This is a genomic window from Rhizobium sp. Root491, assembly GCF_001427205.1.
Classification (GTDB): domain Bacteria; phylum Pseudomonadota; class Alphaproteobacteria; order Rhizobiales; family Rhizobiaceae; genus Agrobacterium; species Agrobacterium tumefaciens.
The window spans coordinates 249,632-273,125 of the sequence record NZ_LMFF01000015.1 but is presented as its reverse complement, the minus strand read 5'-3'; the positions used below and the strand labels follow the sequence as shown (position 1 = coordinate 273,125).

The following is a 23,494-nucleotide window of genomic DNA, read 5'->3' as shown; positions in this document are numbered from 1 at the left end:
TCTCTGGCCGCATCGCCCCGCTGGCCGATTCTTGAAAACTCAACTTGGAAACCTCAGGCTCACGCCACGAGGCTACTCAGAAACTCTCTTTCAGCCATTGCCCTACCCGGGCTATCCGGCCGCTACCCGTACCAAACGGCGAGAACATTCCGCCTTGCGCCGCATGAATTTCGATGTCCGCTACCTGCGGATAGATCATCAGTCCGCATGCGGTTGAAAATGCCGGTCCCTTTGCCGCAACCGGAAGACCCGCAACCCCCATGGGGCGGCCGATACGAACGTTGCGGGCAAGAATGCGCCGTGCCGTTTCCGGCAGCCCCGTCAGCTGGCTCGCGCCGCCCGTCAGGACAACACGTTTGCCGACGATGGGGCTGAAGCCGGACTTCTGGATACGATCACGGATCAATTCCAGCGTCTCTTCGATACGCGCCCGCACGATGCGGGTAACAAGTGCCCTTGAAACTTGCGATGGTTGATCGCGATCATCTTCGCCAATCGGCGGGATCGAAATCATGTCGCGCTCATCCGCGCCATTCAGCAAAGCCGAACCATGCACCACCTTCAGTCTCTCCGCATCTTCGATTCGTGTCGAGAGGCCTCGTGCAAGATCTGTCGTAACGTGATGACCGCCAAGGCCGATCGCGTCGGTATGAATGAGACGGCCTTCGGCGAAAACCGATATCGTCGTGGTGCCGCCGCCCATGTCGATGGCCGCACAGCCAAGCTCGACCTCGTCATCGACCAATGCCGCAAGACCGCTGGCATAGGGCGTCGCCACCATGCCCTCGACCGAGAGATGCGCGCGATTGACGCAAAGCTCGAGGTTCTTCAGCGCCGTGCGTTCGACAGTCACCACATGCATGTCGACACCGAGAAGATCGCCATACATCGACAGCGGATCACGAATGCCTCGCTCGCCATCCAGCGAATAGCCTGTTGGCAGCGAATGCAGGATCGCCCGGTCCTGACGCATGGACTGCTGGCTCGCCGCCACCAGAACCTTGCGCAGGTCGCTTGCTTCGACTTCCTGTCCGCCGAGATCGATGCTCGCGGTATAGATGTCGCTTGCCAGCCGGCCGGCGGAAACATTGACGATCAGGCTGTCGACGGTCAGGCCTGCCATGCGCTCGGCCGCATCCACCGAAAGACGGATCACGCCTTCGAGCGCGTCAAGATCGGCGATCACGCCGGATTTCACACCGCGCGAGCGCTGGTGACCAATGCCGATGATTTCCACCTTGTGGGTGCGACCCGGCAGGATTTCGCTTTCCTGGCGCGGCGTCAGCCGTCCGATCATGCAAACGACCTTGGTCGAGCCGATGTCGAGCACCGAGACGATGTGGCTGCGCTTGGAAGACAGCGGCTTCAGACGAGGCAGGCCGAAATGGGAAGAACCAAAAAAGCTCATGTGTTCTTCTCCGCTTTCTTGAGTGCCTTCGTGCGTGCATCTACCGCCGTCTGGCGGCGCTCTGCTGCACCTTCGGTCAACTGGATCGTTGTGCGGTCCGTCAGACGCAGATCGACGGCAGCGACATCACGCGACAGAACCTTTTCCTCGAGATCGAGCCGTGCCAGCAATTGCAGTGCCTGCGGCAGGTTCTCTTCCGGCAGCTTGACGACGATGCCGTTGTCGAGATGCAGATCCCAGCGGCGGCCGGCAATGCGAACATAGGCGCGAACGCGATTGCGAATTTCCGGCCAATCGGCCAGTTGCGCTACGAAACCGGCAGCACCCGTTTCCGCGTCGCGTCCGACGAACAGCGGCAGGGCGGCAAATTTATTGTCACGCAGCGGCGCGATCACGCTGCCGCTTTTTTCGATCAGCGACAGTTCCGTGCCATGCTGCCAGATGCCGAAAGCTTCACGCTCCTTCAGGCGAACCTCAACCGTCTTCGGGTAGACCTTGCGGATATCAACATCTTCGACCCAGGGAAGCTGGACGAGCTTGCGGCGTGCCGCATCGATATCAAGCGCAATCAGGGAGGTGCTGCCGTCAAGGCCGAGAAGCTGGAAGACTTCGATTTCCGATGTCTGCAAATTGCCGGATACCTTGACGTCCTCAACCGCAAAACCGGCGGCCGAGGTCGTGGTCTGGGTGACGATATTCGTATGTCCGCCAAGCGACATGCCGTAAAGCCCGATCACCGCGTAAAAGGCAACAGCCGAAATCGTGCCGGTATGGGCGGGAATGTGGATGCGTCCGGTCGCAAGGCTGACGCCGAAACGCACGAAACGACGCAGCGGACGCGGCAGCACCCTGCGATCGTCGGCATTTGCCGTCGCCACGAATTGCTCGCGCTTTTTTGCCGTCGACTTTTTGCCGGTCACCGCAAACACGAAGCGTCCTCCACCATCCAGCTGACAAGGTTACCAAAGGAGCGGCCAGCATGGGCCGCCATTTCCGGCACCAGGGAGGTCGGCGTCATGCCCGGCTGCGTATTCACTTCAAGCCAGATAACTTCGCCATCTTCTGAGAAGCGGTCGTCGTAACGAAAGTCTGAACGGCTTACGCCACGGCACCCGATCGCCCGATGCGCCATAACCGCCAGTGTTTGAATTTTTTGGTAAATTTTTGGTGAAATTTCTGCCGGAATGACATGCTTTGAGCCACCGGCTGCGTATTTAGCGTCATAATCATAGAAATTGTGACCCAGCGGCACCACTTCCGTCACTCCTAGCGCCTCGCCGTCGAGCACGCCGCAGGTCAGTTCGCGACCATGGATGTAACGCTCGACCATGACGTGATCGCCGTAACGCCATTCGGACGAGGTAAGGATTTGCGGCGGATGCGACTGGTCTTCCTTGACGATCACCACACCGAAGCTCGAGCCTTCGCGCACCGGCTTCACGACGTAGGGCGGCGCAAGCGGATGTTCGCTGGTGAATTCGAACCGGTTCATGACGCGTTCGTCAGCCACCGGAATGCCAGCAGCCGCAGCCACTTTCTTGGCCTGCGCCTTGTCCATGGCAAGTGCAGAAGCGAGCACGCCGGAATGGGTATAGGGAATGGCGAGATATTCGAGAATGCCTTGAATGGTGCCGTCTTCACCGAAGGGGCCATGCAGCGCATTGAAGGCGACATCCGGGCGCAGCTCGCCGAGTACGGCGGCGATATCGCGCCCCACATCGACCCGGGTGACCTTGTACCCCTCGCCCTCAAGGGCGAGCGCGCAAGCGTTCCCGGACGAGAGGCTGACCGGCCGCTCCGACGAAAACCCACCCAAAAGAACAGCTACGTGCTTGCCGCCCATCGATACCTCTGACACCAAATCTCCGCTACGATCCGCACCGGAACCAACCGAATTTGACGAACGGTGATTCTGGCACATGATCCTTGAGATCAGTTAAACGCCATTAAGGTTAATGAATCGTTTACTTTCGTTAACCGCCGCGCCCAACATGCCAGTTCCATTAAAGAATCAGCATCGATCCGAATTACCTCCTTGGAATCAGAGAGTTGGACGGATTGCAACATGCAGGTTTTCAATGATCGGAAATAGAACGAGGGTGCCGCACACTTCTATCCCTGATAAAGACAAGGCGAAAACGTTAACGGATGATGCTTTTCCCCAGCGAAAATTATCTGACGTTTCAGCATTTTAAATCCGTCGCCTGAATCAGTCTCTCAATCTTGAGACTGCGTCCTCGCACACGCTGCGGTGCCTGTCGCGCCAGCCGATCACATTGTCCGCATTATTTCTTTTTTAGCATTCCAAAAGAACAAAAATTGCGTTAACGCAGTCAATGCCTCCCAAGGCATGACATGCAATCATCCAAAAATGGGACCAAAACCATGACTGACGCGGTATCTCAGGTATCGCCGACAGCTGGCAATTCGAACGTTGTAAAGACAAATTCGCCTGCACGAGTTCTCACTGCCAGCCTGGTCGGCACGACCATCGAGTTTTTCGATTTTTACGTTTACGCCACGGCCGCAGTGCTCGTGTTTCCGACATTGTTCTTCCCGAACAATGATCCGATGACGGCACTTCTGGCATCCTTCGCCACCTTCTCCATCGCCTTTTTCGCCCGCCCGCTCGGCGCCGTCGTTTTCGGCCATTATGGTGACCGCGTCGGCCGTAAAGCTACGCTTGTCGCCGCTCTGCTGACCATGGGCGTATCGACGGTCGTGATCGGCCTTCTGCCGTCCTATGAGACAGCCGGTGTTCTGGCACCTCTGTTGCTGGCGCTTTGCCGCTTCGGTCAGGGCTTCGGTCTTGGCGGAGAATGGGGTGGCGCGGTCCTGCTCGCCACGGAAAACGCTCCTCCCGGCAAGCGCAGCTGGTACGGGATGTTTCCGCAGCTCGGCGCGCCCGTCGGTCTGTTCCTCTCCTCCGGCGTCTTCTGGATCCTGCTGCACTTCATGTCGCAGGAAGCGCTTCTGAGCTGGGGCTGGCGCATTCCCTTCGTCGCTTCGATCATCCTGATCGCGGTTGGCATGTGGGTTCGTCTGTCGATCACCGAAACGCCAGCCTTCCAGAAGGCGATCGAAAAGGAAGAACGTGTTGCCGTGCCGGTCGTGGAACTGTTCCGCAACCACAAGCGCAGCCTCGCGCTCGGCACTTTCGTAGCGTTGGCTACCTTCGTGCTGTTCTATATCGGTACCGCCTATCTGCTGTCCTACAACGTCAAGGTTCTGAAAATCCCGTTCCTCGACGCACTCGAAGTGCAGATCATGGGCTCCATCGTTTTCGGCATCTTCATCCCGATCGCCGGCAAGCTCGCTGAGCGCTTCGGCCGTCGCGAAATCCTGATCCTGACGACGGTGCTGATCGGCCTGTTCTCGTTCCTGCTGCCTACCCTGATGACAGGCGGCGAAGGTTCGATCTTCATCTTCGCGGCTCTTGCGATGACGCTGATGGGCATGACCTACGGCCTGATTGGAACGGCGCTTGCCGCCCCCTTCCCGACAAGGGTGCGCTACACCGGCTCGTCCATCACCTTCAACATGGCCGGCATCTTCGGCGCATCGCTGGCACCCTACATCGCCACATGGCTGCAGGTGAATTACGGCATGGGATATGTCGGATATTACCTCTGCGTATCCGCCCTCATCACGCTCGCCTGCATTCTTCTGTCCCGCAAGGATGAAGTCTGAGCGACAAGCCACTAAAAGATCGGGGCCGCGAAATCACCTTTCGCGGCCTTTTTTCGTTTGTGATGATCCTCAAGCGATAATTTGACGGCCACCTTTCGCGCCCGACGAACAGATGCGATTACGCCCGCTACGTTTCGCCTCGTAGAGCGCCATATCCGCATTGTGCATGACCTTCTCGAAAATCTCCCTGTTCCCGCGCAAGGCCACACCTATCGAGATGGTGGTACTGATCTGCAAATCCTGAAAATGAACCGTTGTCGTCGCGATCTTCTCACGGACGCCTTCGCACTGTTCCAGGAACCGGTCCGGGGCAAGGGTGTGGACGACGACAAACTCTTCACCGCCCATCCGCGCCACATGAGCGGCTTCATCGAAACCTTCCCGAATTGTCTTGGCAACACTGGAGATAACCATGTCACCAGCCAAATGGCCGTACCTGTCATTCACGGACTTAAAATGATCAATGTCGATAAATGCGACGCAATACGGCGTGCTCAGGTGAACGCAATTCGAATAAAGACCTAGCCGGTTGTGAAGACCTGTCAGAGCATCAGTCTGGCTGAGCTGCGCAAAACGCTCGTGTGACTGGATCAGTAACTGCATCTGCCTAGCATTGAGCCAGCAAATTAAAAAACCGACGGTGAAAGAGATTGTCGTACTAAGGACCAGGCCGATTGTGAGCCCATTGCTCAAGTCCGAGACCAGGTCCAACTGCGCCATCGTCAGGATCGCAACGACACAGATAACGGCGGCTATGGAAGCGATCAGGCAAGCCAATCGAAATGATGACTGTACCGGGTCAAGCCGACGCCATCCATCCGGTGTCGCCACGGTGAAAGTCGTTATCGCGACGAGTTCGCTTAAAAAACGTGAGAAGTGTCCGCTTACGCGATCGGCAATGAAAATGCTCATAAATATCACCCAAGCAGTAGAGTGGCGCAACGCTGCCTCTCCCGTAATCTAAATACTGCTTATAGATAAAAACTATTTATCGACCGTTACCCTTCGCCAAGGGTGATATGAAACAAAAACTCCTGGCCGCTTGGTGCTGCCAGGAGAGATATGAAACGGCTAACGCAGTTGCTCATGGCAATCGCGAGGCATCGCAATTTTCAGGCGCCGAGGAAGGGCTCCACTTCACGACCCGGCATGAATAGCCCAAGCCGTTTGATTTCCCATTCCAGCCGAATGCCCGACTTCTCGAACACGCGCTTGCGAATGGTCTCGCCCAGATATTCCAGATCGTAACCGGTCGCATGGCCAGTATTGATCATGAAATTGCAATGCAGCGATGACATCTGCGCACCGCCGATGACCAGACCGCGGCCGCCCGCTTCGTCGATCAGCTCCCAGGCGGAATGACCTTCGGGGTTCTTGAAGGTCGATCCACCGGTCTGTTCACGGATCGGCTGCACGGTTTCGCGGTGGTGACGCACGGCGTCCATATCGGCGCGGATCTTCGCGCGGTCTTCCGGATAACCCTCAAACAGGGCGCCGGTGAAGATCAGACCAGCATCGGCGCCGGAGTGGCGATAGCTGTAATCCATATCCGCATTGGAGAGCACATGCTGGTTGCCCTGACGGTCCACCGCATAAACCTCCACGACACGCTCACGCGTTTCACCGCCGTTGGCGCCCGCATTCATGCGCAGCGCGCCGCCGATGGAGCCGGGAATACCGTAATAGAAATGGAAACCGCCAATGCCATTATCCATGGCCATCGCGGCAATATGCTTGTCCGGGCAGATCGCGCCTGCCTTGATGCGGTTTTCACCCGAAAGCTCCACCGAGCCGAAACCCTTGGCGGAAAGACGGACGACGACACCTGGAATGCCGCCATCGCGCACCAGAAGGTTCGAGCCGACACCGACCACGGTCAACGGCACGTCCTCCGGAAGGATTTTCAGGAATGTAACCAGATCGTCGGTATCGTGCGGCTGGAACATGACTTCCGCAAGACCGCCGGCTCTGAACCACGTCACGCGGTCCATGGGCGCATCCGGTGTCAGACGTCCCCGCAATTCCTTTACCCCGTCGCCGAGCCTCCCCAGCAATTTAACCCCATCGACCTGTCTCATTCAGACTTTCCTGATATGCTCTTCAATTCCGAAGGCAGCACTGCCGCCCATTGCGTGATATTTCCGGCCCCCAAGAGAACCACGAAATCGCCCGGATTCGCAATGCCTGCAACCATTGACGCGAGATCTTCCCGTTTTTCGAGAAAACGGGCATCGCGATGGCCGGCAGCCTTGATTGCGGAGACCAGCGCTTCCGAGCTTGCGCCCTCGATCGGATCTTCGCCCGCTGCATAGACCGGAGCAAGAATAATCGTATCGGCATCGTTAAAACAATGCGCGAAATCATCGAACAGGCTGGAAAGGCGGCTGTAGCGGTGCGGCTGGTGCACGGCGATGATGCGGCCCTTGCAGGCTTCGCGCGCAGCCGCGAGCACAGCCTTGATCTCAACCGGATGGTGGCCGTAATCGTCGAAGACCTGCACGCCATTGGCTTCGCCCGTCAGCGTGAAACGACGCTTGACGCCGGCAAAGGAGGCAAGGCCCTTCTTGATGTCCGCTTCCGAAATACCGAGACGATTGGCGACGGCAATCGCGGCCGTTGCGTTCGAAACATTGTGGCGACCGGGCATCGGCAGGACGAGGTCCGTGAAGGAGAATATCTTGCCGGTGCGGCGCCGGCGAATTTCCACATCGAAGATAGACCGTGTGCCATCGATGCGCACATTCGAAAAACGCACGTCGGCCTGTGGGTTCTCACCATAGGTGATGACCTTACGGTCTTCGATACGCCCAACCAGAGCCTGCACCTCGGGATGGTCGAGACACATGACGCCAAAGCCGTAAAACGGAACATTCTCCACGAATTGCCGGAAAGCAGCGCGCACGGCGTCGAAATTGCCGTAGTGGTCAAGATGTTCCGGGTCGATATTGGTGATCACGGCCACATCGGCCGGAAGCTTCAGGAATGTGCCATCGGATTCATCGGCCTCCACCACCATCCACTCGCCCTCGCCCATGCGGGCGTTGGTGCCATAGGCGTTGATGATACCGCCGTTGATGACGGTCGGGTCGAGATTGCCGGCTTCCAGCAGGGTCGCGACCATCGAGGTCGTCGTGGTCTTGCCGTGCGTGCCACCGATGGCAATGGCGTTGCGGAAACGCATGAGTTCAGCCAGCATTTCGGCACGGCGAACGATCGGCAGGTGTTTTTCCCGCGCGGCGATCAGCTCCGGATTGTTCTTCTTGATCGCGGTGGAAACGACCACGACCTCGGCATCACCGAGATTATCCGCCGTGTGGCCGACGAAGACCTCGATGCCCTTGTCGCGCAGGCGCTGCACATTGGCGCTGTCGGCCTGGTCGGAGCCCTGTACGCGATGACCGAGATTGTGAAGCACTTCGGCAATGCCGCTCATGCCGATCCCGCCTATGCCGATGAAATGGACAAGGCCTATGGCTTTCGGCATCTTCATGCCTCAACTCCTTCAATGTTCTTCTTGAATTCCTGTACGGACTTTCCGCTCGCAATCGCCTCGACCAGATCGGCCAGTACATCTGCCGCATGCGGTTTTCCTGTCGCCTTGGCCGCCGCCGCCGTTGCGGACAACCGATCCGGCTCGGACAGCGCCGAGGACAGAAGGCCGGAGAGCTTCTGCGGCGACAGTTCCGACTGCTTGATAACGCTTGCACCGCCGGCTGCCGAAAGCGCTGCCGCATTGGCCGCCTGATCGTGATCCAGCGCATGCGGATAAGGCACGAGGATCGAGGGTCGGCCGATGACCGAAAGCTCCGATACCGTCGATGCACCCGAACGGCTGATGACCAGATCGGCCTCACCGATGCGCGAGGCCATGTCGCCGAAGAAAGGCGAGACATCCGCCTTCACGCCCAGCTTCTGATACGAGGAGATCACACTGTCCTTGTCTTCGGGGCGCGCCTGCTGGGTCACGACGATGCGCTTGCGCTGTTCGTCCTTCAACAGGCAGATCGCCGCCGGAACCGCGCTGGAAAAGAACTGCGCTCCCTGGCTGCCGCCGAAAACCACGAGCTGGAACGTCTCGCCGGTCTGCGAAGGCGTATAGGGTATCTCTGACGCCGCCAGCACCGCCGGGCGCACGGGATTGCCGGTCGCAACCGTCTTGTCGGAATATTGGCCGTTGGCGGGCGGCAGAAAACCGCCGGCAATCGCCTTCACACGGGCCGCCAGCGCCTTGTTGGCACGACCCATCACCGCATTCTGCTCGTGAATGATCGATGGCACGCCAAGCCCGGTCGAGGCAAGCAGCGGCGGCACGGTGGGATAACCGCCAAAGCCGACGACCGCAACCGGCTTGAGCTTCGTGATCAGCCGGCGCGCTGAACGCAGCCCTGTCCACAGCTTCCATAGCGAACGCGCCACGGAAATCGGGTTTTTCGAACCAATGGTGGCGGATGGAACGACGTGAATTTCTTCCGCCGGAAACTTGCCCGCATAACGCTCGGCGCGGCTGTCGGTGACCAGATGCACCTGATAACCGCGCGCTTTCAGCGTGTGCGCCAAGGCCTCGGCTGGAAAGACATGGCCGCCGGTACCCCCGGCGGCGAGCAGAACAATACCCTTGCTCATGATCATTTACTCCGCAGGAACGCCGGAACCGACGCGGAAGAAGCTGCGCTCCTGCGCCCTCTTTTCCGGCCTGTGGCGTGTCAGCGCCAGAAGGAAGCCTGCCGTGACGCAGATCGCCATCATCGACGAACCACCATAGGAAATCAGCGGCAGCGTCATGCCCTTGGCGGGCATCAGCTCCAGATTAACGCCGATATTGATCATCGACTGCATGCCGATCTGCAGGACCAGACCGGCCACGGCAAAGCGGCAGAAATCGTCTTTTTCCCTGAAGGCGTGCGAGAGGCCGCGCAACACGATGAAGGCGAAGATCGCCACAAGGAACATGCAGAAAACAATGCCGAATTCTTCCGCCGCCACCGAGAAGATGAAGTCGGTATGGCTGTCGGGAATGATACGCTTGACGATGCCCTCACCCGGGCCGCGACCGAACCAGTCGCCACGAATGATCGCCTCGCGCGCCGTATCCACCTGGAAGGTATCCCCCTCACCGGTCCAGAAACGGTCGATACGGCCGGCGACGTGCGGCAGGAGCAGATAGGCGGAGACGATGCCGAGAACGCCGAGGCCACCGAGCACGATGATCCAGAACCACGGAACACCGGCCATGAAGAACATGCCGCCCCACACCACCGATGTCAGGATGGTCTGGCCAAAGTCGGGCTGGGCGATCAGAAGTGCCGCCACGATACCGAAGGTGATGATAGCGAAGAGGTTGCCGGGAATTTCGGGGTGACGCGCGCGTTCGGCAAACAGCCAGGCGCAGACAATGACGAAGGCGGGCTTCATGAATTCCGATGGCTGGATAGAGAAGCTGCCGATGGAAATCCAGCGCCGTGCGCCCTTGACCTCGATACCGAAGAACAGCGCGAAAATCATCATCAGCAGCGACGCGATCAGCATCATCACCGCCACGCGCCGGACCTGACGCGGCGACAGGAAGGAAAGACCGATCATGATCGCCAGCGAAGGCACCATGAACATCGCTTGACGTTCCACGAAGAAGAAGCTGTTGAGACCGATGCGTTCGGCAACCGCCGGCGATGCCGCAAATGACAGCATCAGGCCGATGCCCATCAGCGCGATGAACGCCGCCAGAAAGAAACGGTCGATGGTCCAGAACCATTCCGCGACCGGACCGCGATCAACTCGGCTTACCATGGCCTCAGCCCCCTTTTCCAGAGTGAACGAGCATCGTCATGCCATCGAGCGCCGCAACCTGCGCGACGAACGAATCACCTCTGATTTCAAAGTTCTTATATTGGTCGAAGCTTGCGCAAGCCGGGGATAACATCACGATATTGCCGGCCATCGCATCTTTTTCCGCATCCGCCGCCGCATGCTGCACCGCCTTGTCCAGCGTGCCGGATATTTCGTAAGGCACGGCTTCGCCGAGCGTCGCTGCAAATTCCGCCGCCGCCTCGCCGATCAGATAGGCCTTGGCGATGCGCGGAAACAGGGGCGCAAGGCTGGCAATGCCGCCGGCCTTTGGCAGACCGCCCGCGATCCAGTAGATGCGCTCATAGCTCGACAAGGCCGGTGCTGCGGCATCGGCATTGGTTGCCTTGCTGTCATTGACGAAAGTGACATTGCCGCGCCGACCGACCGGCTGCATGCGATGTTTTAGGCCGGGGAAGGACTTGAGACCTGCGCGAACGTCCTCTTCGGAAACGCCGACGGCAAGGCATGCGGCAATTGCAGCCGCTGCATTCTGGGCATTGTGGCTGCCGCGAAGCGTCTGGATGCCGTCGAGATCGACCAGCGGCGAGGACTTGCCCCCATGCGCCCGCAGGATGCGGCTGCCTTCGGCATAAAGACCTTCGGAAACGACATTGCGCTTGGAAATGCGCTCCACCTTCACGCCGGCACGCTCGATGCGGTCGGCGATCAGCGTGGAATAGCTGTCATCAACGCCGACAATTGCCGTGCCACTGCCGGCCACAAGCCGTTCCTTGACATCGGCATAATGCTGCATGGTGCCGTGCCGGTCGAGATGGTCGGGCGTCAGATTGAGCAGAATGCCGGCCGTCGGATTGATCGTCGGCGCCAGATCGATCTGGTAGGACGAGCATTCAACGACATAGAAACGTTGCGCTTTCGGCGGATCGAGGCTCAGCACGGCAGTGCCGATATTGCCGCCGAGTTGTGTATCGCGGCCCGAATCCTTGAGGATATGGGCAATCAGTGCGGTCGTCGTGGATTTGCCGTTCGTGCCGGTGATGGCGATGAAGGGGCAATCCGGCGCATGCGCCCGGCGCTCGCGAATGAAAAGCTCGATATCGCCGATAATCTCGACACCCGCCGCCCGGGCAAGATCGACCGACCAGTGCGGCTTCGGATGCGTTAGCGGCACGCCGGGTGCGAGCACGAAAGACGAAAAGGAATGCCAGTCTATCGTTCGAAGATCAGCCGTCGTTATCCCTTCGGCCTCAGCCTTGGCGACGCTGTCGGGATTATCGTCGAAAGCAACAACATCCGCCCCGCCGGCAACCAGTGCCCGGGCCGTGACGAGGCCCGAACCGCCAAGCCCGAAAAGCGCGACCTTCTTACCTCTGAACGACGAGACCGGGATCATCGCTCACCTCAGCTTCAGCGTAGCAAGGCCGAGCAGCGCCAGACCGACGGAAATGATCCAGAAACGGATGACCACCTGGCTTTCCGTCCAGCCTTTTTTCTCGAAATGATGGTGGATGGGCGCCATCAGAAAAACGCGCCTGCCGGTGCGCTTGAACCAGAAAACCTGGATGATGACCGAGAGCGTTTCCATCACGAACAGGCCGCCGACGATGACCATGACGATCTCGTGCTTGGTGGCGACAGCGATGGAGCCGATGAGGCCGCCGAGCGCCAGCGAACCCGTGTCACCCATGAAGATGGCGGCGGGCGGCGCGTTGAACCACAGGAAGCCGAGGCCAGCCCCGACCACCGCGCCGACGATGACAGCGAGCTCACCCGTTCCGGGCACGAAGTTGATCTGCAGATAATTGGCGAAAACCGCGTTACCGGCGAGATAAGCAATCACGCCGAAGGTGGCGGCTGCAATCATGACAGGCACGATGGCGAGACCATCGAGACCGTCGGTCAGGTTAACCGCATTGCCGGCGCCGACAATCACGAAAGCACCGAACAGCACGAAGAAATAGCCGAGATTGATCACGAGTTCCTTGAAGAACGGAAAGGCGATGGAGCTTCCGAGCGTGCCGCCATGCGGTGCGGAAGCAAGCGCCACCTTCATCATGAAGAACACGGCAATCGCCGCAATCAGGAATTCGATGCCGAGACGGGCTTTGCCGGAAAAGCCCTTGTCGCTCTGCTTCGTCACCTTGAGATAGTCGTCGTAAAAGCCGATAGCCCCGAAGCCGAGCGTCACCATCAGAACGGCGACGACGTAGACGTTCGACAGGTCACCCCAGAGCAGCGAACCGCCGAGAATACCGGCAAGGATCATCAGCCCGCCCATGGTCGGCGTGCCAGCCTTCTTGAAATGCGTCTGCGGCCCGTCGGCGCGGATTGGCTGGCCCTTGCCCTGGCGCACGCGCAGCGAATTGATGATCGCCGGTCCGAAAAGGAAGACGATCAACGCAGAGGTGAACATCGCCGCACCCGCCCGGAAGGTGATGTACCGGAAGAGGTTGAAGACTTGAATTTTATCCGACAGTTCGACGAGCCAGATCAGCATAATTGCCCTTTCAAAAGGCTATTTCAGACTTGGCGTTCCGTCTCGGGGAATGCCGGATACTTGTCAAGCAGTGCCGCGACAATCTTGCCGAAACCCAGCCCAAGTGACGATTTTACCATCAGCGCATCGCCCGGTTGCACCCATTGCAGGGCAAAATCGGCAAGTTCAGCTGTCGTCGGGAACCAGATGACAGTTACACTGTCCGGAAGCGCATCGCGAAGGGCGGCCATCGCCTCCCCCGCCAGCCAGACATGTTCGATACCACCGGCCAGCAGCGGTCCAGCCAGTTCCTCGTGCAGCTGGGCTGAGAATTCGCCCATCTCCAGCATGTCGCCGAGAACGGCAACGCGACGGCCATAACCCTGCGTTTCTGTTTCCGCAAGCACGGCAATCGCCGCCCGCATGGAGGCGGGGTTGGCGTTGTAGCTCTCATCGATCAGCAGGAAGGAACCGCTTTCAATCGTCAGGCGATGGCGCTGGCCGCGCCCCTTGACTGCCTCGAGCGTTCCGAGCACCTCGAAAGCGCGGTCGAGATTGGCGCCGGTGACGGCAACAGCGCCAAGCACCGCCATGGCGTTATCGGCAATATGCCTGCCGGGAATGTTCAGGTGCAATTCGCTCGTTTCGCCGTTCAGGATCGCCCAGATGGTCGAGCCCGTGGACGTGCTTTCGAAATCGGCCAGCCGGAAATCGGCCTTGGCATGCTGCCCGAAGGTCAGGATATGCTCGATACCCTGGTCCTGCGCCGCTTCTTCAAGTTGCTCGAACTGGGCGTTGTCACGGTTGAGGATGACGAAGCCGCCCTCCTCCAACCCTTCGAATATCTCCGCCTTGGCGCTCGCGATCTCTTCTATGTTCTTGAAATTGCCCAAATGAGCTGGCGCGATGGTGGTAATGATCGCGACATGCGGACGTACCATCTTGACCAGCGGACGGATCTCGCCGGAGTGGTTCATACCGATTTCGAAAACGCCGAATTCAGTATCGGCGGGCATGCGCGCCAACGTCAGCGGCACACCCCAGTGATTGTTGAAGGACGCCACCGCCGCATGAACCCGGCCCGAAGGCGCCAGAGCCTGCCGCAACATTTCCTTCGTCGTCGTCTTGCCTACAGAACCGGTCACCGCGATGATCCGCGCCGTGGTCCTTTCACGCGCCGCAATGGCGAGCTTGCCAAGCGCCGCGAGGACATCCTCCACGACGATCATGGGCACGGTCAGGCGGCCGAGGGCCGGCAGCTTGCCTTCGGCGACTACCAGCAGGCCCGCACCATTGGCGACAGCAAAACTCGTATAGTCATGGCCGTCGACCCTATCGCCCTTGATGGCGAAAAATGCTTCACCAGCCTTCACAGTCCGGCTGTCGATGGAAATGCCGGTGATACCGGTCGGCAGGTTCCCGACGGGACGCCCTGCCGTGATGGCGATCATGTCGGCGACTGTCCATAACCAATTCAAATCTTCAATCCTTCCAGCGCGGTACGCACCTGTTCATGATCGGAAAACGGCAGCGTCACGGAACCGACGATCTGCCCCTCTTCATGCCCCTTGCCCGCGACGATCAGCGTATCGCCGTTCGAAAGCAGCGACACCGCATGACGGATCGCCTCTGCCCTGTCGCCAATTTCCAACGCACCCGGCGCAGCCGCCATGACTTCGGAACGGATCGCTGCAGCGTCTTCCGAGCGTGGATTGTCGTCGGTAACGATGACGATGTCGGAAAGCCGTGTCGCCACTTCGCCCATGATCGGGCGCTTGCCCTTGTCACGGTCGCCGCCGCAGCCGAAGACCGTGATGATGCGGCCGGAGGTGAAGGGCCTGACCGAGGTCAGAACATTTTCAAGCGCATCCGGCTTGTGGGCATAATCCACATAGGCAAGCGCGCCGTTCTTCGTCTGGCCCACAAGTTCCAGGCGACCGGCAGCACCGATCAGCTTTTCAAGCGCCTTCATGGCCGTTGCGGCGGAAACGCCGGTGGACATGGCAAGACCGGCGGCGACGAGAGCATTGGCTACCTGAAAATCGCCGGCCAGCGGAATGTCGACTTCGTGGATCACGCCGTCATGATGCACTTCAATCAGCTGCTTGTGACGGAAATGCTCTACACGCTTCAGCGTCAGATAATCGCCCTTCCGGCCAACGGTGCGCACATTGAGGCCTGCATCCGCGGCGGCGCGAATGGCCTTATCCGACCAAGGGTCGTCGGCAAAAATGACGGCTGGCGCGCCCTTTTCCATCAGCGTGTCAAACAGCCGCATCTTCGCGGCCATGTAGTCCTCGATGGTTGCGTGATAATCCATGTGATCACGGCCGAGATTGGTGAAGCCGGCCGCAGCGAGCTTCACGCCATCAAGGCGACGCTGGTCGAGGCCGTGGCTCGAAGCTTCCATGGCTGCATGGGTCACACCTTCGGCAGCAAGCTCGGCGAGAAGCGCATGCAGCGTCACCGGATCCGGTGTGGTAAGCGCGCCATAATCTTCGCGGCCGGGAGCGATGACACCCGTCGTACCGATCTGGGCGGCGGCATGGCCAGCGAAAGCCCAGATTTGCCGCACGAAGGAGGCAACGGAGGTCTTTCCCGCGGTGCCGGTAACGGCGACCATGGTTTCCGGCTGTTTTCCATAAAAACGGGAAGCGGCGAGCGAAAGGTAGAGGCGCGGGTCAGTGACAGCAAGGACCGGCACATCGGCATCCACCGCATGCCCGGAAACGACGGCAACCGCACCCTTGGCGACCGCGTCCTTCACATAGGCCGCGCCATCCGCCTTGGTTCCCGCAACCGCCACGAACAGGCTGCCGGGCGCAGCCTTGCGGCTGTCTGCGGTAATTCCCCCGATTTCGATTGCCCCTATCTCAGACAGGAGCAATTCATTCAATTCCGGAAACGCCGTCCCGGATATATCTCGCAAATTCATCGACTGTGTCCGTCTTGTCCCCCCGGCGCGATTCGCCGGAACACCATAAGCTCTAACAATCAATAAGACACGAGCAAGGCCGAGCCATCCTTGCCGAACTTCGGCTTCACGCCCAGCACTGCCGCTGTGCGGCTGATGATATCGTGCACCATCGGCGCAGCCGAGGTGCCTGCAAGTGCCGCGCCATTGCCCTTGTCCGTCTTCGGTTCGTCGATGAAGGAGAGCACCACATATTGCGGGTCGTCCATCGGGAAGGCCGAAAGGAAGGCATTGAAGTTCTTGTCATGCACATAACGGCCATTGACGACCTTGTCAGCCGTACCGGTCTTGCCGCCGACATTGAAACCGTCGACGCGCGCATTACGGCCAGAACCGTTGACACCGTTCCATTCGAACAGGAAGCGCATATCCTTGCTGGCGCCGGGCTTCAGCACCTGTTTTGCGACCTGATCCGCCTGTTCGCGCGTGCGCGGCAGGAATGTCGGCTCGATCAACTTCCCACCATTGACGAGCGCGGCACCGGCAACTGCTGTCTGCAACGGCGTTGTTGAAACGCCGTGGCCGAATGAAATGGTGATCGAGTTGATCTTCTTCCATTCGCGGGGCTGCGAAGGCAGCGCCACTTCAGGCAGTTCGGTCTGCATGCGCGTCAGAAGGCCAAGCCGCGTCAGGAATTCCTTGTGTCCTTCGGTCCCCACGGTGTCGGCGATTTTTGCCGTACCGATGTTCGACGAATACTGGAAGATTTCCGGCACCGAGAGCATGCGGCCCTTGCCGTGGAAGTCCTTGATGGTGAAGCCACCGATGCGGATCGGATAACGCGCGTCGAACATATCGCCCAGGCGGACGCGACCCGAATCGAGACCCATGGCAATGGTGAAGGATTTAAAGGTGGAGCCCATTTCGAACGTGCCGTTCGACATGCGGTTGAGCCATCCCTCCTTGGCGCCTTCTGCCGGGTTGTTCGGATCATAATCCGGCACTGAGGCCATAGCGAGCACTTCGCCGGTATGCACATCCAGAACCACAGCCCCCGCGCCGATCGCCTGGAACTTGGTAATGGCCGAGGTCACGACTTCACGCACGATGGACTGGACGCGTAGATCGATGGAAAGCTTCACCGGCTCCAGCGGCTGATCGCTGGTCATGCCGAGCGCCGTCAGATCGGCCAGTCCCTGGCTGTCGACGTAACGTTCCATTCCGGCAACACCGCGATTGTCGATATTGACGTGACCGACAACATGGGCAGCTGTTGGCCCGCCAGGGTAAAAGCGGCGTTTTTCCGGGCGGAAACCGACACCGGGAATGCCGAGCGCCAGGATCTGGCTCTGCTGCTTCGGCGTCAACTGACGGCGCAGCCACTGAAAGCGCGAATTGGAGGAAAGCTTCTGATAGGTGCCGCGCTGGTCGAGATCTGGCAATACAGTGCGCAGCTTCTCGATGGCTTCGTCGATATCGACGATGCGATGCGGCTCTGCAAACAGCGAGACAGTGCGGATATCGGTCGCCAGAACCTCGCCGTTACGATCAAGAAGATCGGGACGCGACGCCATCAGCCGGTCGGCAGGGGCAATGCTCGAAACCGTTTCCTGCTCGGCAAGGCCATATTGCACCAGACGGCCGCCCACGACGCCGTAAAAGGCGATGAAGCCGAAAATGATGAGACCGACGCGGCTTTTCGCCTGGGCCGCCCTCTTCTTGCGAGCGCCCTCGAAAGCAGCATGGTCAGTGTGAATGCCGGTGGTGCTGGCGGAAAAGTGGGCCTTGCTCTTCAGAACCATGACGCGGGAGAGAAAAGACATCAGCGGTCCACCGATCCAGTTATGGTTTCATCCATTTCGCCATCTTCATCGCCTGCGACAGCGGCCACGGCAGGAGCCGAAGCCGCCGTGGGACGGGAAACACGCGCCCGCGGTGTTGGAACAGGAGCGCCATTGGCGGCAATCTGGCCGGCGGGCGGTGATTTCTTCTTGGCAGCTCCCCCCAGCGTAGCGCCCGGCTTGGAGCCGTTGACGGCAGCGGCGATGACATCCGCAACGCTCATGCCTTCCGGCTCGGGCGGCTGCGGCAATTGCGAGCGCAGCATCGGCAATTCGCGCGGCTGCGCCAATTGTGTCGGCAGCGTCGGCGAAAGGCCAAGCTCGTCCTGATAGGCATTCACGAGACGATGGAGGCGGTTCGGCTGCGTCAGCAGTGCCCAGTCGGCCCGCAAAAGATCGATCGTGTCTTTTTCGAGCTTGATTTCGGTCTCGAGCTTGCGGACCTGTTCCAGCTTGAGATCGGTCTTGTGCTTGATCGAATAGGTCACCACCGCCGCAGCGACCATGACCCCCATCAACACGACATCGAATGTGCGCAGCATATCAGCCTCCCATCTTTTCAAGGCTGGCGAGATCGGGAAGTTCGAAAATCGAAAAATCTGCCGCCCGGGCAGGTGCCGCCGTGCGCAGGCCGGCGCGCAGCTTGGCCGAACGGGCCCGCGGATTGATCTCTGCCTCCTCGTCGCTTGCAGCGACCATCGGCTTGCCGATATTTTCGAAAATGGCGGGCTTGTCCTCCACCATCGGCAGATGGCGGGAACCCGCCGCCTTTCCGGAACGTTCCGAGAAGAATTTCTTGACGATGCGGTCTTCGAGCGAATGGAACGTGACGACAACCAGCCGGCCGCCGGGCTTCAAAGCCCGCTCGGCAGCAAACAGGGCTTGCGCCAATTCGCCGAGTTCGTCATTGACGAAAACGCGAAGCGCCTGAAACACCCGTGTTGCGGGATGGATCTTGTCTTTAGCCTTGCGCGGCGTAACGATTTCAATGAGGCCCGCCAGATCACGCGTCGTGCGGAAGGGCTCTTCCGCCCTCCTCTTTTCAATGGCGCGGGCGATGCGGCCCGGCTGCTTTTCCTCGCCGAGAAAACCGAAGATGCGGATGAGATCGCCGACCTTGGCGCGATTGACGACATCCGCCGCCGAAACGCCAGAGCTGGACATGCGCATGTCGAGAGGACCGTTCTTCTGGAAGGAAAAACCGCGCTCGGCCTCGTCTATCTGCATGGAGGAAACGCCGATATCGAGAACCACGCCGTCAAGACCGCCTTCCGGCGCGTGCCTTGCCAGATCGGAAAATTGCGATTGAATGAGGGTAAGCCTGCCGCCATTTGCAGCAACCATGGCCTGGCCGCCGGCGATCGCGTTCGGATCGCGGTCAAGCGCGATGACATTGGCACCTTGATCGAGAATTGCCTGGGTGTAGCCACCGGCGCCGAAAGTGCCGTCGAGGATGACCTTGCCAGATGCGGGTTCGAGCGCAGCGATCACTTCGCGAAGCAGGACCGGGATGTGACGCTGAGGTCCCTCACCGGCATCAGAAGATCGCCCGCCAGAATTCGCCGCCATTCCGTGTCCCCGTCCTATGCGGGGCGTGCAGCCGAAAAACCGCGCCCCGCTCTTGCTGCCGCCTGCGCCGCCAAAAACGCCTGCGGTTGCCAAAGCTGAAAATGATCCGCTCGTCCAACGAAGGTGACATCCGTGGATATGCCGGTAAATTCCCGGACGAAATCCGTCACCATCAACCGACCTTCCTGATCGAGCTTCATGAAAACGCCGCCGCCGTGTACCAGCAGCGACATTGCGTTTGCCTCCGGCGAGAAGGCATCCATGGACGCGATCTGCCGCTCGTAGCGCTCCAGCAAATCCGGACCGCCGACACTGATTGCCGGAAACGCGAAATCCTGAAGACAATAAAGCTCCTGAATCCCACGCTGTGCCAGCACCGAACGAAACGGAGACGGAACCGAAACGCGCCCCTTGGCGTCGATCCTGTTCGTTACGTTCGATAAAAAGCGGTCCATTACTCAACTCGCCAAAACCGCATTCCGCAAAGCGAATCATCCGCCCCACAGACAACACCGGTACGCACGACACATCGCCAAGCGTCAGGGCGACATGCCCTGCAGCAGCCCGTTGCAGGCTCCTCACTCGTTTCAGCGATTGCGGGTCAAAAACACGACCCAGTGTGGTGTGCATTTGGGATACCATGGGACACTATGGGCGTCAATGGGAGAAGCCGGCACGATACCGACTCCGCATCGGAAATTCATAGGCCGTTAAGTTTAACGAATGGTTTACTTCGCACCCCATGATGCTTTTTCACGGCACACGAAGGCTCGGTAAGACCACCGTTTTTCTGTTTTAAAACAATGAAATAGATATTTCCTGCCGCGGCGCTCGCCTGCGGAATGGAAAAGAAAATCGCCAGTTGGCCTGTAAGCCGGGTTCTGTATGGCTCCGGTTTGACCCGGAACGTGGCAGCCATTCATCTGGGACGGCATTTGCATGCCGCCTCTCGCAACCCACCCGGATGACGGGCCCGGAAACCGGCTGTAGACGAAGGCTTTCGCCCGCGCCCCGTGTCATCCCTATTCGGTCTTGCTCCCGGTGGGGTTTACCTTGCCACCACTGTCACCAGCGGCGCGGTGGGCTCTTACCCCACCCTTTCACCCTTACCATGCCAGGCATGGCGGTTTGCTCTCTGTGGCACTTTCCCTGGGGTCGCCCCCGCCGGACGTTATCCGGCACCGTATTTCCGTGGAGCCCGGACTTTCCTCACCTTACCGTCTTTCGACATTGGTAAAGCGCGGCTGCCCAGCCAACTGGCATGGCGTCAATACCCATGTTCTTTGGCGAAAGCCACCGAAAAGCGTAACGGAAGATCAAAGAAATGCAGGCTTGAAATCCGTTGCGTAGGCGTCGTTGCCAATTTTTCCATCCCGCAGCAACAGGGCGCCTAACCGCCCGATCTCGTCGGAACTCTTGGCCGCCGTACCGTTGCCGCCAGTCAGAACCGCAATGCGCGGTGACGTCGTAAAGCCGATGGCCGGATAACCGCCCGGCGTTTTGGACACCACGCAGGCGGCCATGGAAATGCGCGACCGGTCGATGGATGGCACCAAGGTCCCGACGATGGCGGAGAGATGGTCGCGAACGCTTTCGCGCCCGCCGGAACGGAACCATGCGCGGATTTCGGGATCGCTATCGAGCTTCTTATCATCGGGATCGCCGCCGATTTTCAGATAGAACCTGCCATCGGGATAACGGACGGGCGGCAGGAGATAGATATGTTTCGTCGTGTCGCGCGGCTCGTAAATCAGCGACGGCATGCCCGCATATTGTCCCAGCTCCGCCTCGTCTACCTCGAAGAAGGCGACGGTGCGCGCATAGACATTGAGAGCGACGGGCTGCGGCAACAAATCCTTCGTGATCGAGAAGCCACCCGCAGCGACCAGCACCCGGTCTGCCGTATAAACCGCGCCCGAGGCCGTCTCGACGCGTGCACGGCCAGCCTCTTCCCGCGTCGAGACGACTATATCGTCGATGAGCGTAACGCCGGCTTTGTCTGCCAGAACGCTCTGCGCCTTCACCAGCGCGCGCGGATTGACGTAACCGGCATTGTCCTTTTCGAACACGCCCTCGCAGCCCGGCTCGAAGGAGAAATAGGGAAAAGCGCTTTTCAGACCTGCGTCGTCAAGCATTTCCGTGGAAACCCGCAGACGCGCCGCTGCCTCACAGACATTGTCGACAAAGGGATTGTCGCCACCGCGTTCAGGCCCAACCATCAGACAGCCGACGGGAGCATAAAATTCCACGCCGCTCCTTGCCGCGATGTCGGTGTAGCGCGCGATCGAGCGGTTGGCGAGCAGTGCCCAGTCCGCATCGCCATCAATGGTGCGGGTAATGCGCGCCTCATCATAATGGCTGGCGAAAACACCCGGATGTGACTTGGTGTCGGCAGGTTCACCGGGGCCGATCAGGGCCACACCTTCGGTATTTTCCGCCAGATGACGGGCAGCGGCAGCACCCATCATGCCACGACCGACAACGATATATTTGAAATGTCCCCACATGCCGCCCTCTTCGCCTCAACCCACTCTAGTACAGCTGCGATTTTGTAGCCGCTTCGCTGCTGAATGTCAGATAAAAACCGGCGACATTTCGGCGGCAAAATCACTCTCGGTCAGCTGGCCATCCAGAAGCAGCACCGCGCCTAGCCGCCCGATTTCGTCGGAAGACTTGGCGGAAACGAAATTGCCACCGGTCAGAACCGCGATATTGGAAGATTGCGTATAGCCGATATATGGATAACCGCTACGGGTAATGGATGCGACGCAGGAACCAGAGGTCACGGGGCAGCCCGCAAGTTCCGGCATGAGCGATAGCGCCCGCTTCGTCAGGAATTCCACTTCGCCCGGCGTGCCGTCGGAATGGAACCAACCGACTGCTTCGGCCAGCGTTTCCAGCCTGCCCTTTTCGCTCTCACCGCCGATCTTCAGATAGACCTTGCCGTCGGGGTAACGCACAGGCGGCAGAATATAGACGATATCGTCCTCGGTCTCCGCCAGCACGATGGTCGAGGGCATGGAGCCGAAGAGGGCCTGCCTTGCTTCGTCGAGTTCGAAAAACACGATGGTGCGGCCCGTTGCCGCCATATCGACCGGAGAAGGCAGAAGATCAGCCATGTTGGTGAAACCGCCAGCGGCCACTATGACCTTTTCCGCGGTGTGTACGGCCCCTTCCCTGGTGGAAACTTCCACACCTTGGGAGGTATCGCGAACATGCGCCGCCGTCTCGCGGAACAGTCGCGCGCCCTGCGCAGCAGCAATCGTGCATTGCGCCCTCACAAGCGCACGCGGATTGACGTGGCCGGCATCGTGCGCCTCGAAGTAACCGTCGTGATCCGACGGCAGGGAAAACATCGGGAACCGGCCAGCCAGCGCATCGCCGCCGATCGTTTCCACGCCAAGACCAAGGCGGTCAGTCGAGACCAAGGCTCGCGAAACGTAGTCTCCAGCAAGCCCCTTGCCGTTTCCGGTAAACAGACAGCCCGCTTCGGTGAAGAAACGGATGCCGCTTTTTGCTTCGATCTCGGCATAGCGCCGGATGGAGCGTTGCGCCAGCTCCGCCCAGACGGGATCGCCATCGAAACCACGGGTGATGCGCGCCTCGTCATAGTGACTTGAAAACACACCGGTATGGGTCTTGCGATCGGCGGGTTCATCCGGCCCGATCAGCGCCACGCCATCCGTTTGCGCCGAAAGGTGCCTCGCTGCCGCCGCACCCATCATTCCGGCACCGACCACGATATATTTGAAATCCGGCATGTCATGCTCCGCATCAGGTTTGCTCCTGAC

The 23,494-nt window shown here is 59.5% G+C and carries 19 protein-coding genes and 1 other RNA gene; 1 reads left to right on the top strand and 19 read right to left on the bottom strand.

What is annotated here, in order from left to right; all coding sequences use genetic code 11:
- Positions 1–76: 76 nt before the first annotated feature.
- From ftsA to ASD46_RS17945, 3 genes are read right to left on the bottom strand one after another with little or no spacing between them, the layout of a single operon-like run.
- Entirely contained in the window at positions 77–1,408 is a 1,332-nt protein-coding gene (ftsA, locus tag ASD46_RS17955) for a cell division protein FtsA (protein ID WP_003513208.1), read from the bottom strand.
- Complete coding sequence (locus ASD46_RS17950) at positions 1,405–2,337, bottom strand: cell division protein FtsQ/DivIB (protein ID WP_003513210.1); 933 nt, start codon at positions 2,335–2,337, stop codon at positions 1,405–1,407. Before ASD46_RS17950 ends, ftsA begins: the two co-directional genes overlap by 4 nt.
- Positions 2,325–3,251, bottom strand: coding sequence for a D-alanine--D-alanine ligase (locus ASD46_RS17945; protein ID WP_003513211.1), 927 nt, complete (start codon positions 3,249–3,251; stop codon positions 2,325–2,327). The genes ASD46_RS17950 and ASD46_RS17945 overlap by 13 nt, the downstream gene beginning before the upstream one ends.
- A gap of 542 nt (positions 3,252–3,793) precedes the next feature.
- Here ASD46_RS17945 and ASD46_RS17940 point away from each other — a divergent pair.
- The gene (locus ASD46_RS17940) at positions 3,794–5,098 is read left to right on the top strand and encodes an MFS transporter (RefSeq protein WP_025594039.1); all 1,305 of its coding nucleotides are present in this window, start codon (positions 3,794–3,796) and stop codon (positions 5,096–5,098) included.
- Between the two features lie 69 nt (positions 5,099–5,167).
- On the opposite strand, the gene ASD46_RS17935 is transcribed toward ASD46_RS17940, so the two are convergent.
- The 16 genes from ASD46_RS17935 to ASD46_RS17860 all read right to left on the bottom strand — a co-directional run bounded on the left by ASD46_RS17935 (position 5,168) and on the right by ASD46_RS17860 (position 23,464).
- Positions 5,168–6,010, bottom strand: a complete 843-nt coding sequence (locus ASD46_RS17935) for a GGDEF domain-containing protein (protein WP_233283626.1) — start codon at positions 6,008–6,010, stop codon at positions 5,168–5,170.
- A gap of 200 nt (positions 6,011–6,210) precedes the next feature.
- Complete coding sequence (gene murB / locus ASD46_RS17930; RefSeq protein WP_003513214.1) at positions 6,211–7,176, bottom strand: UDP-N-acetylmuramate dehydrogenase; 966 nt, start codon at positions 7,174–7,176, stop codon at positions 6,211–6,213.
- Complete coding sequence (gene murC, locus ASD46_RS17925) at positions 7,173–8,588, bottom strand: UDP-N-acetylmuramate--L-alanine ligase (protein WP_025594040.1); 1,416 nt, start codon at positions 8,586–8,588, stop codon at positions 7,173–7,175. Before murC ends, murB begins: the two co-directional genes overlap by 4 nt.
- A complete protein-coding gene (murG, locus tag ASD46_RS17920) occupies positions 8,585–9,721 on the bottom strand; it encodes an undecaprenyldiphospho-muramoylpentapeptide beta-N-acetylglucosaminyltransferase (RefSeq protein WP_013636510.1) in 1,137 nt (378 codons plus the stop codon). Before murG ends, murC begins: the two co-directional genes overlap by 4 nt.
- Before the next feature lie 6 nt (positions 9,722–9,727).
- Positions 9,728–10,882, bottom strand: coding sequence for a putative lipid II flippase FtsW (gene ftsW / locus ASD46_RS17915; protein WP_003513223.1), 1,155 nt, complete (start codon positions 10,880–10,882; stop codon positions 9,728–9,730).
- Positions 10,883–10,886: 4 nt separating this feature from the next.
- Positions 10,887–12,296 (bottom strand): UDP-N-acetylmuramoyl-L-alanine--D-glutamate ligase, encoded by a 1,410-nt coding sequence (gene murD, locus ASD46_RS17910; RefSeq protein WP_025594043.1) that lies wholly within the window; start codon positions 12,294–12,296, stop codon positions 10,887–10,889.
- Between the two features lie 3 nt (positions 12,297–12,299).
- Positions 12,300–13,400 carry a phospho-N-acetylmuramoyl-pentapeptide-transferase gene (gene mraY, locus ASD46_RS17905; protein ID WP_003513226.1) on the bottom strand — a complete coding sequence of 367 codons (1,101 nt, stop codon included), beginning with the start codon at positions 13,398–13,400 and terminating at the stop codon, positions 12,300–12,302.
- 23 nt (positions 13,401–13,423) lie between these two features.
- Positions 13,424–14,857 (bottom strand): UDP-N-acetylmuramoylalanyl-D-glutamyl-2,6-diaminopimelate--D-alanyl-D-alanine ligase, encoded by a 1,434-nt coding sequence (locus ASD46_RS17900; RefSeq protein WP_026330779.1) that lies wholly within the window; start codon positions 14,855–14,857, stop codon positions 13,424–13,426.
- Positions 14,854–16,314, bottom strand: coding sequence for a UDP-N-acetylmuramoyl-L-alanyl-D-glutamate--2,6-diaminopimelate ligase (locus tag ASD46_RS17895; RefSeq protein ID WP_025594046.1), 1,461 nt, complete (start codon positions 16,312–16,314; stop codon positions 14,854–14,856). The genes ASD46_RS17900 and ASD46_RS17895 overlap by 4 nt, the downstream gene beginning before the upstream one ends.
- 59 nt (positions 16,315–16,373) lie before the next feature.
- Positions 16,374–18,116: a peptidoglycan D,D-transpeptidase FtsI family protein gene (locus ASD46_RS17890; protein WP_003513230.1), complete on the bottom strand. Its 1,743-nt coding sequence runs from the start codon at positions 18,114–18,116 to the stop codon at positions 16,374–16,376.
- Positions 18,116–18,676 (bottom strand): hypothetical protein, encoded by a 561-nt coding sequence (locus ASD46_RS17885; protein ID WP_025594048.1) that lies wholly within the window; start codon positions 18,674–18,676, stop codon positions 18,116–18,118. The genes ASD46_RS17890 and ASD46_RS17885 overlap by 1 nt, the downstream gene beginning before the upstream one ends.
- A 1-nt stretch (position 18,677) precedes the next feature.
- The gene (rsmH, locus tag ASD46_RS17880; RefSeq protein WP_013636514.1) at positions 18,678–19,703 is read right to left on the bottom strand and encodes a 16S rRNA (cytosine(1402)-N(4))-methyltransferase RsmH; all 1,026 of its coding nucleotides are present in this window, start codon (positions 19,701–19,703) and stop codon (positions 18,678–18,680) included.
- Between the two features lie 14 nt (positions 19,704–19,717).
- Positions 19,718–20,158, bottom strand: a complete 441-nt coding sequence (mraZ, locus tag ASD46_RS17875) for a division/cell wall cluster transcriptional repressor MraZ (protein ID WP_003513235.1) — start codon at positions 20,156–20,158, stop codon at positions 19,718–19,720.
- Between the two features lie 399 nt (positions 20,159–20,557).
- Positions 20,558–20,963: RNase P RNA component class A (gene rnpB, locus ASD46_RS17870), an RNA gene on the bottom strand.
- A 56-nt stretch (positions 20,964–21,019) separates the two neighbouring features.
- Positions 21,020–22,210, bottom strand: coding sequence for an FAD-dependent oxidoreductase (locus ASD46_RS17865; protein WP_025594051.1), 1,191 nt, complete (start codon positions 22,208–22,210; stop codon positions 21,020–21,022).
- A gap of 66 nt (positions 22,211–22,276) precedes the next feature.
- The gene (locus ASD46_RS17860) at positions 22,277–23,464 is read right to left on the bottom strand and encodes an NAD(P)/FAD-dependent oxidoreductase (protein WP_025594053.1); all 1,188 of its coding nucleotides are present in this window, start codon (positions 23,462–23,464) and stop codon (positions 22,277–22,279) included.
- Positions 23,465–23,494 lie beyond the last annotated feature (30 nt).

Bases quoted from the DNA above. Each gene is read 5' to 3' on its own strand.
- ftsA (WP_003513208.1), bottom strand. From the start codon at position 1,408: ATGAGCTTTTTTGGTTCTTCCCATTTCGGCCTGCCTCGTCTGAAGCCG.
- ASD46_RS17945 (WP_003513211.1), bottom strand. From the start codon at position 3,251: ATGGGCGGCAAGCACGTAGCTGTTCTTTTGGGTGGGTTTTCGTCGGAG.
- ASD46_RS17940 (WP_025594039.1), top strand. From the start codon at position 3,794: ATGACTGACGCGGTATCTCAGGTATCGCCGACAGCTGGCAATTCGAAC.
- ASD46_RS17935 (WP_233283626.1), bottom strand. From the start codon at position 6,010: ATGAGCATTTTCATTGCCGATCGCGTAAGCGGACACTTCTCACGTTTT.
- murB (WP_003513214.1), bottom strand. From the start codon at position 7,176: ATGAGACAGGTCGATGGGGTTAAATTGCTGGGGAGGCTCGGCGACGGG.
- murC (WP_025594040.1), bottom strand. From the start codon at position 8,588: ATGAAGATGCCGAAAGCCATAGGCCTTGTCCATTTCATCGGCATAGGC.
- murG (WP_013636510.1), bottom strand. From the start codon at position 9,721: ATGAGCAAGGGTATTGTTCTGCTCGCCGCCGGGGGTACCGGCGGCCAT.
- ftsW (WP_003513223.1), bottom strand. From the start codon at position 10,882: ATGGTAAGCCGAGTTGATCGCGGTCCGGTCGCGGAATGGTTCTGGACC.
- murD (WP_025594043.1), bottom strand. From the start codon at position 12,296: ATGATCCCGGTCTCGTCGTTCAGAGGTAAGAAGGTCGCGCTTTTCGGG.
- mraY (WP_003513226.1), bottom strand. From the start codon at position 13,400: ATGCTGATCTGGCTCGTCGAACTGTCGGATAAAATTCAAGTCTTCAAC.
- ASD46_RS17895 (WP_025594046.1), bottom strand. From the start codon at position 16,314: ATGAATTTGCGAGATATATCCGGGACGGCGTTTCCGGAATTGAATGAA.
- ASD46_RS17890 (WP_003513230.1), bottom strand. From the start codon at position 18,116: ATGTCTTTTCTCTCCCGCGTCATGGTTCTGAAGAGCAAGGCCCACTTT.
- ASD46_RS17885 (WP_025594048.1), bottom strand. From the start codon at position 18,676: ATGCTGCGCACATTCGATGTCGTGTTGATGGGGGTCATGGTCGCTGCG.
- rsmH (WP_013636514.1), bottom strand. From the start codon at position 19,703: ATGGCGGCGAATTCTGGCGGGCGATCTTCTGATGCCGGTGAGGGACCT.
- mraZ (WP_003513235.1), bottom strand. From the start codon at position 20,158: ATGGACCGCTTTTTATCGAACGTAACGAACAGGATCGACGCCAAGGGG.
- ASD46_RS17865 (WP_025594051.1), bottom strand. From the start codon at position 22,210: ATGTGGGGACATTTCAAATATATCGTTGTCGGTCGTGGCATGATGGGT.
- ASD46_RS17860 (WP_025594053.1), bottom strand. From the start codon at position 23,464: ATGCCGGATTTCAAATATATCGTGGTCGGTGCCGGAATGATGGGTGCG.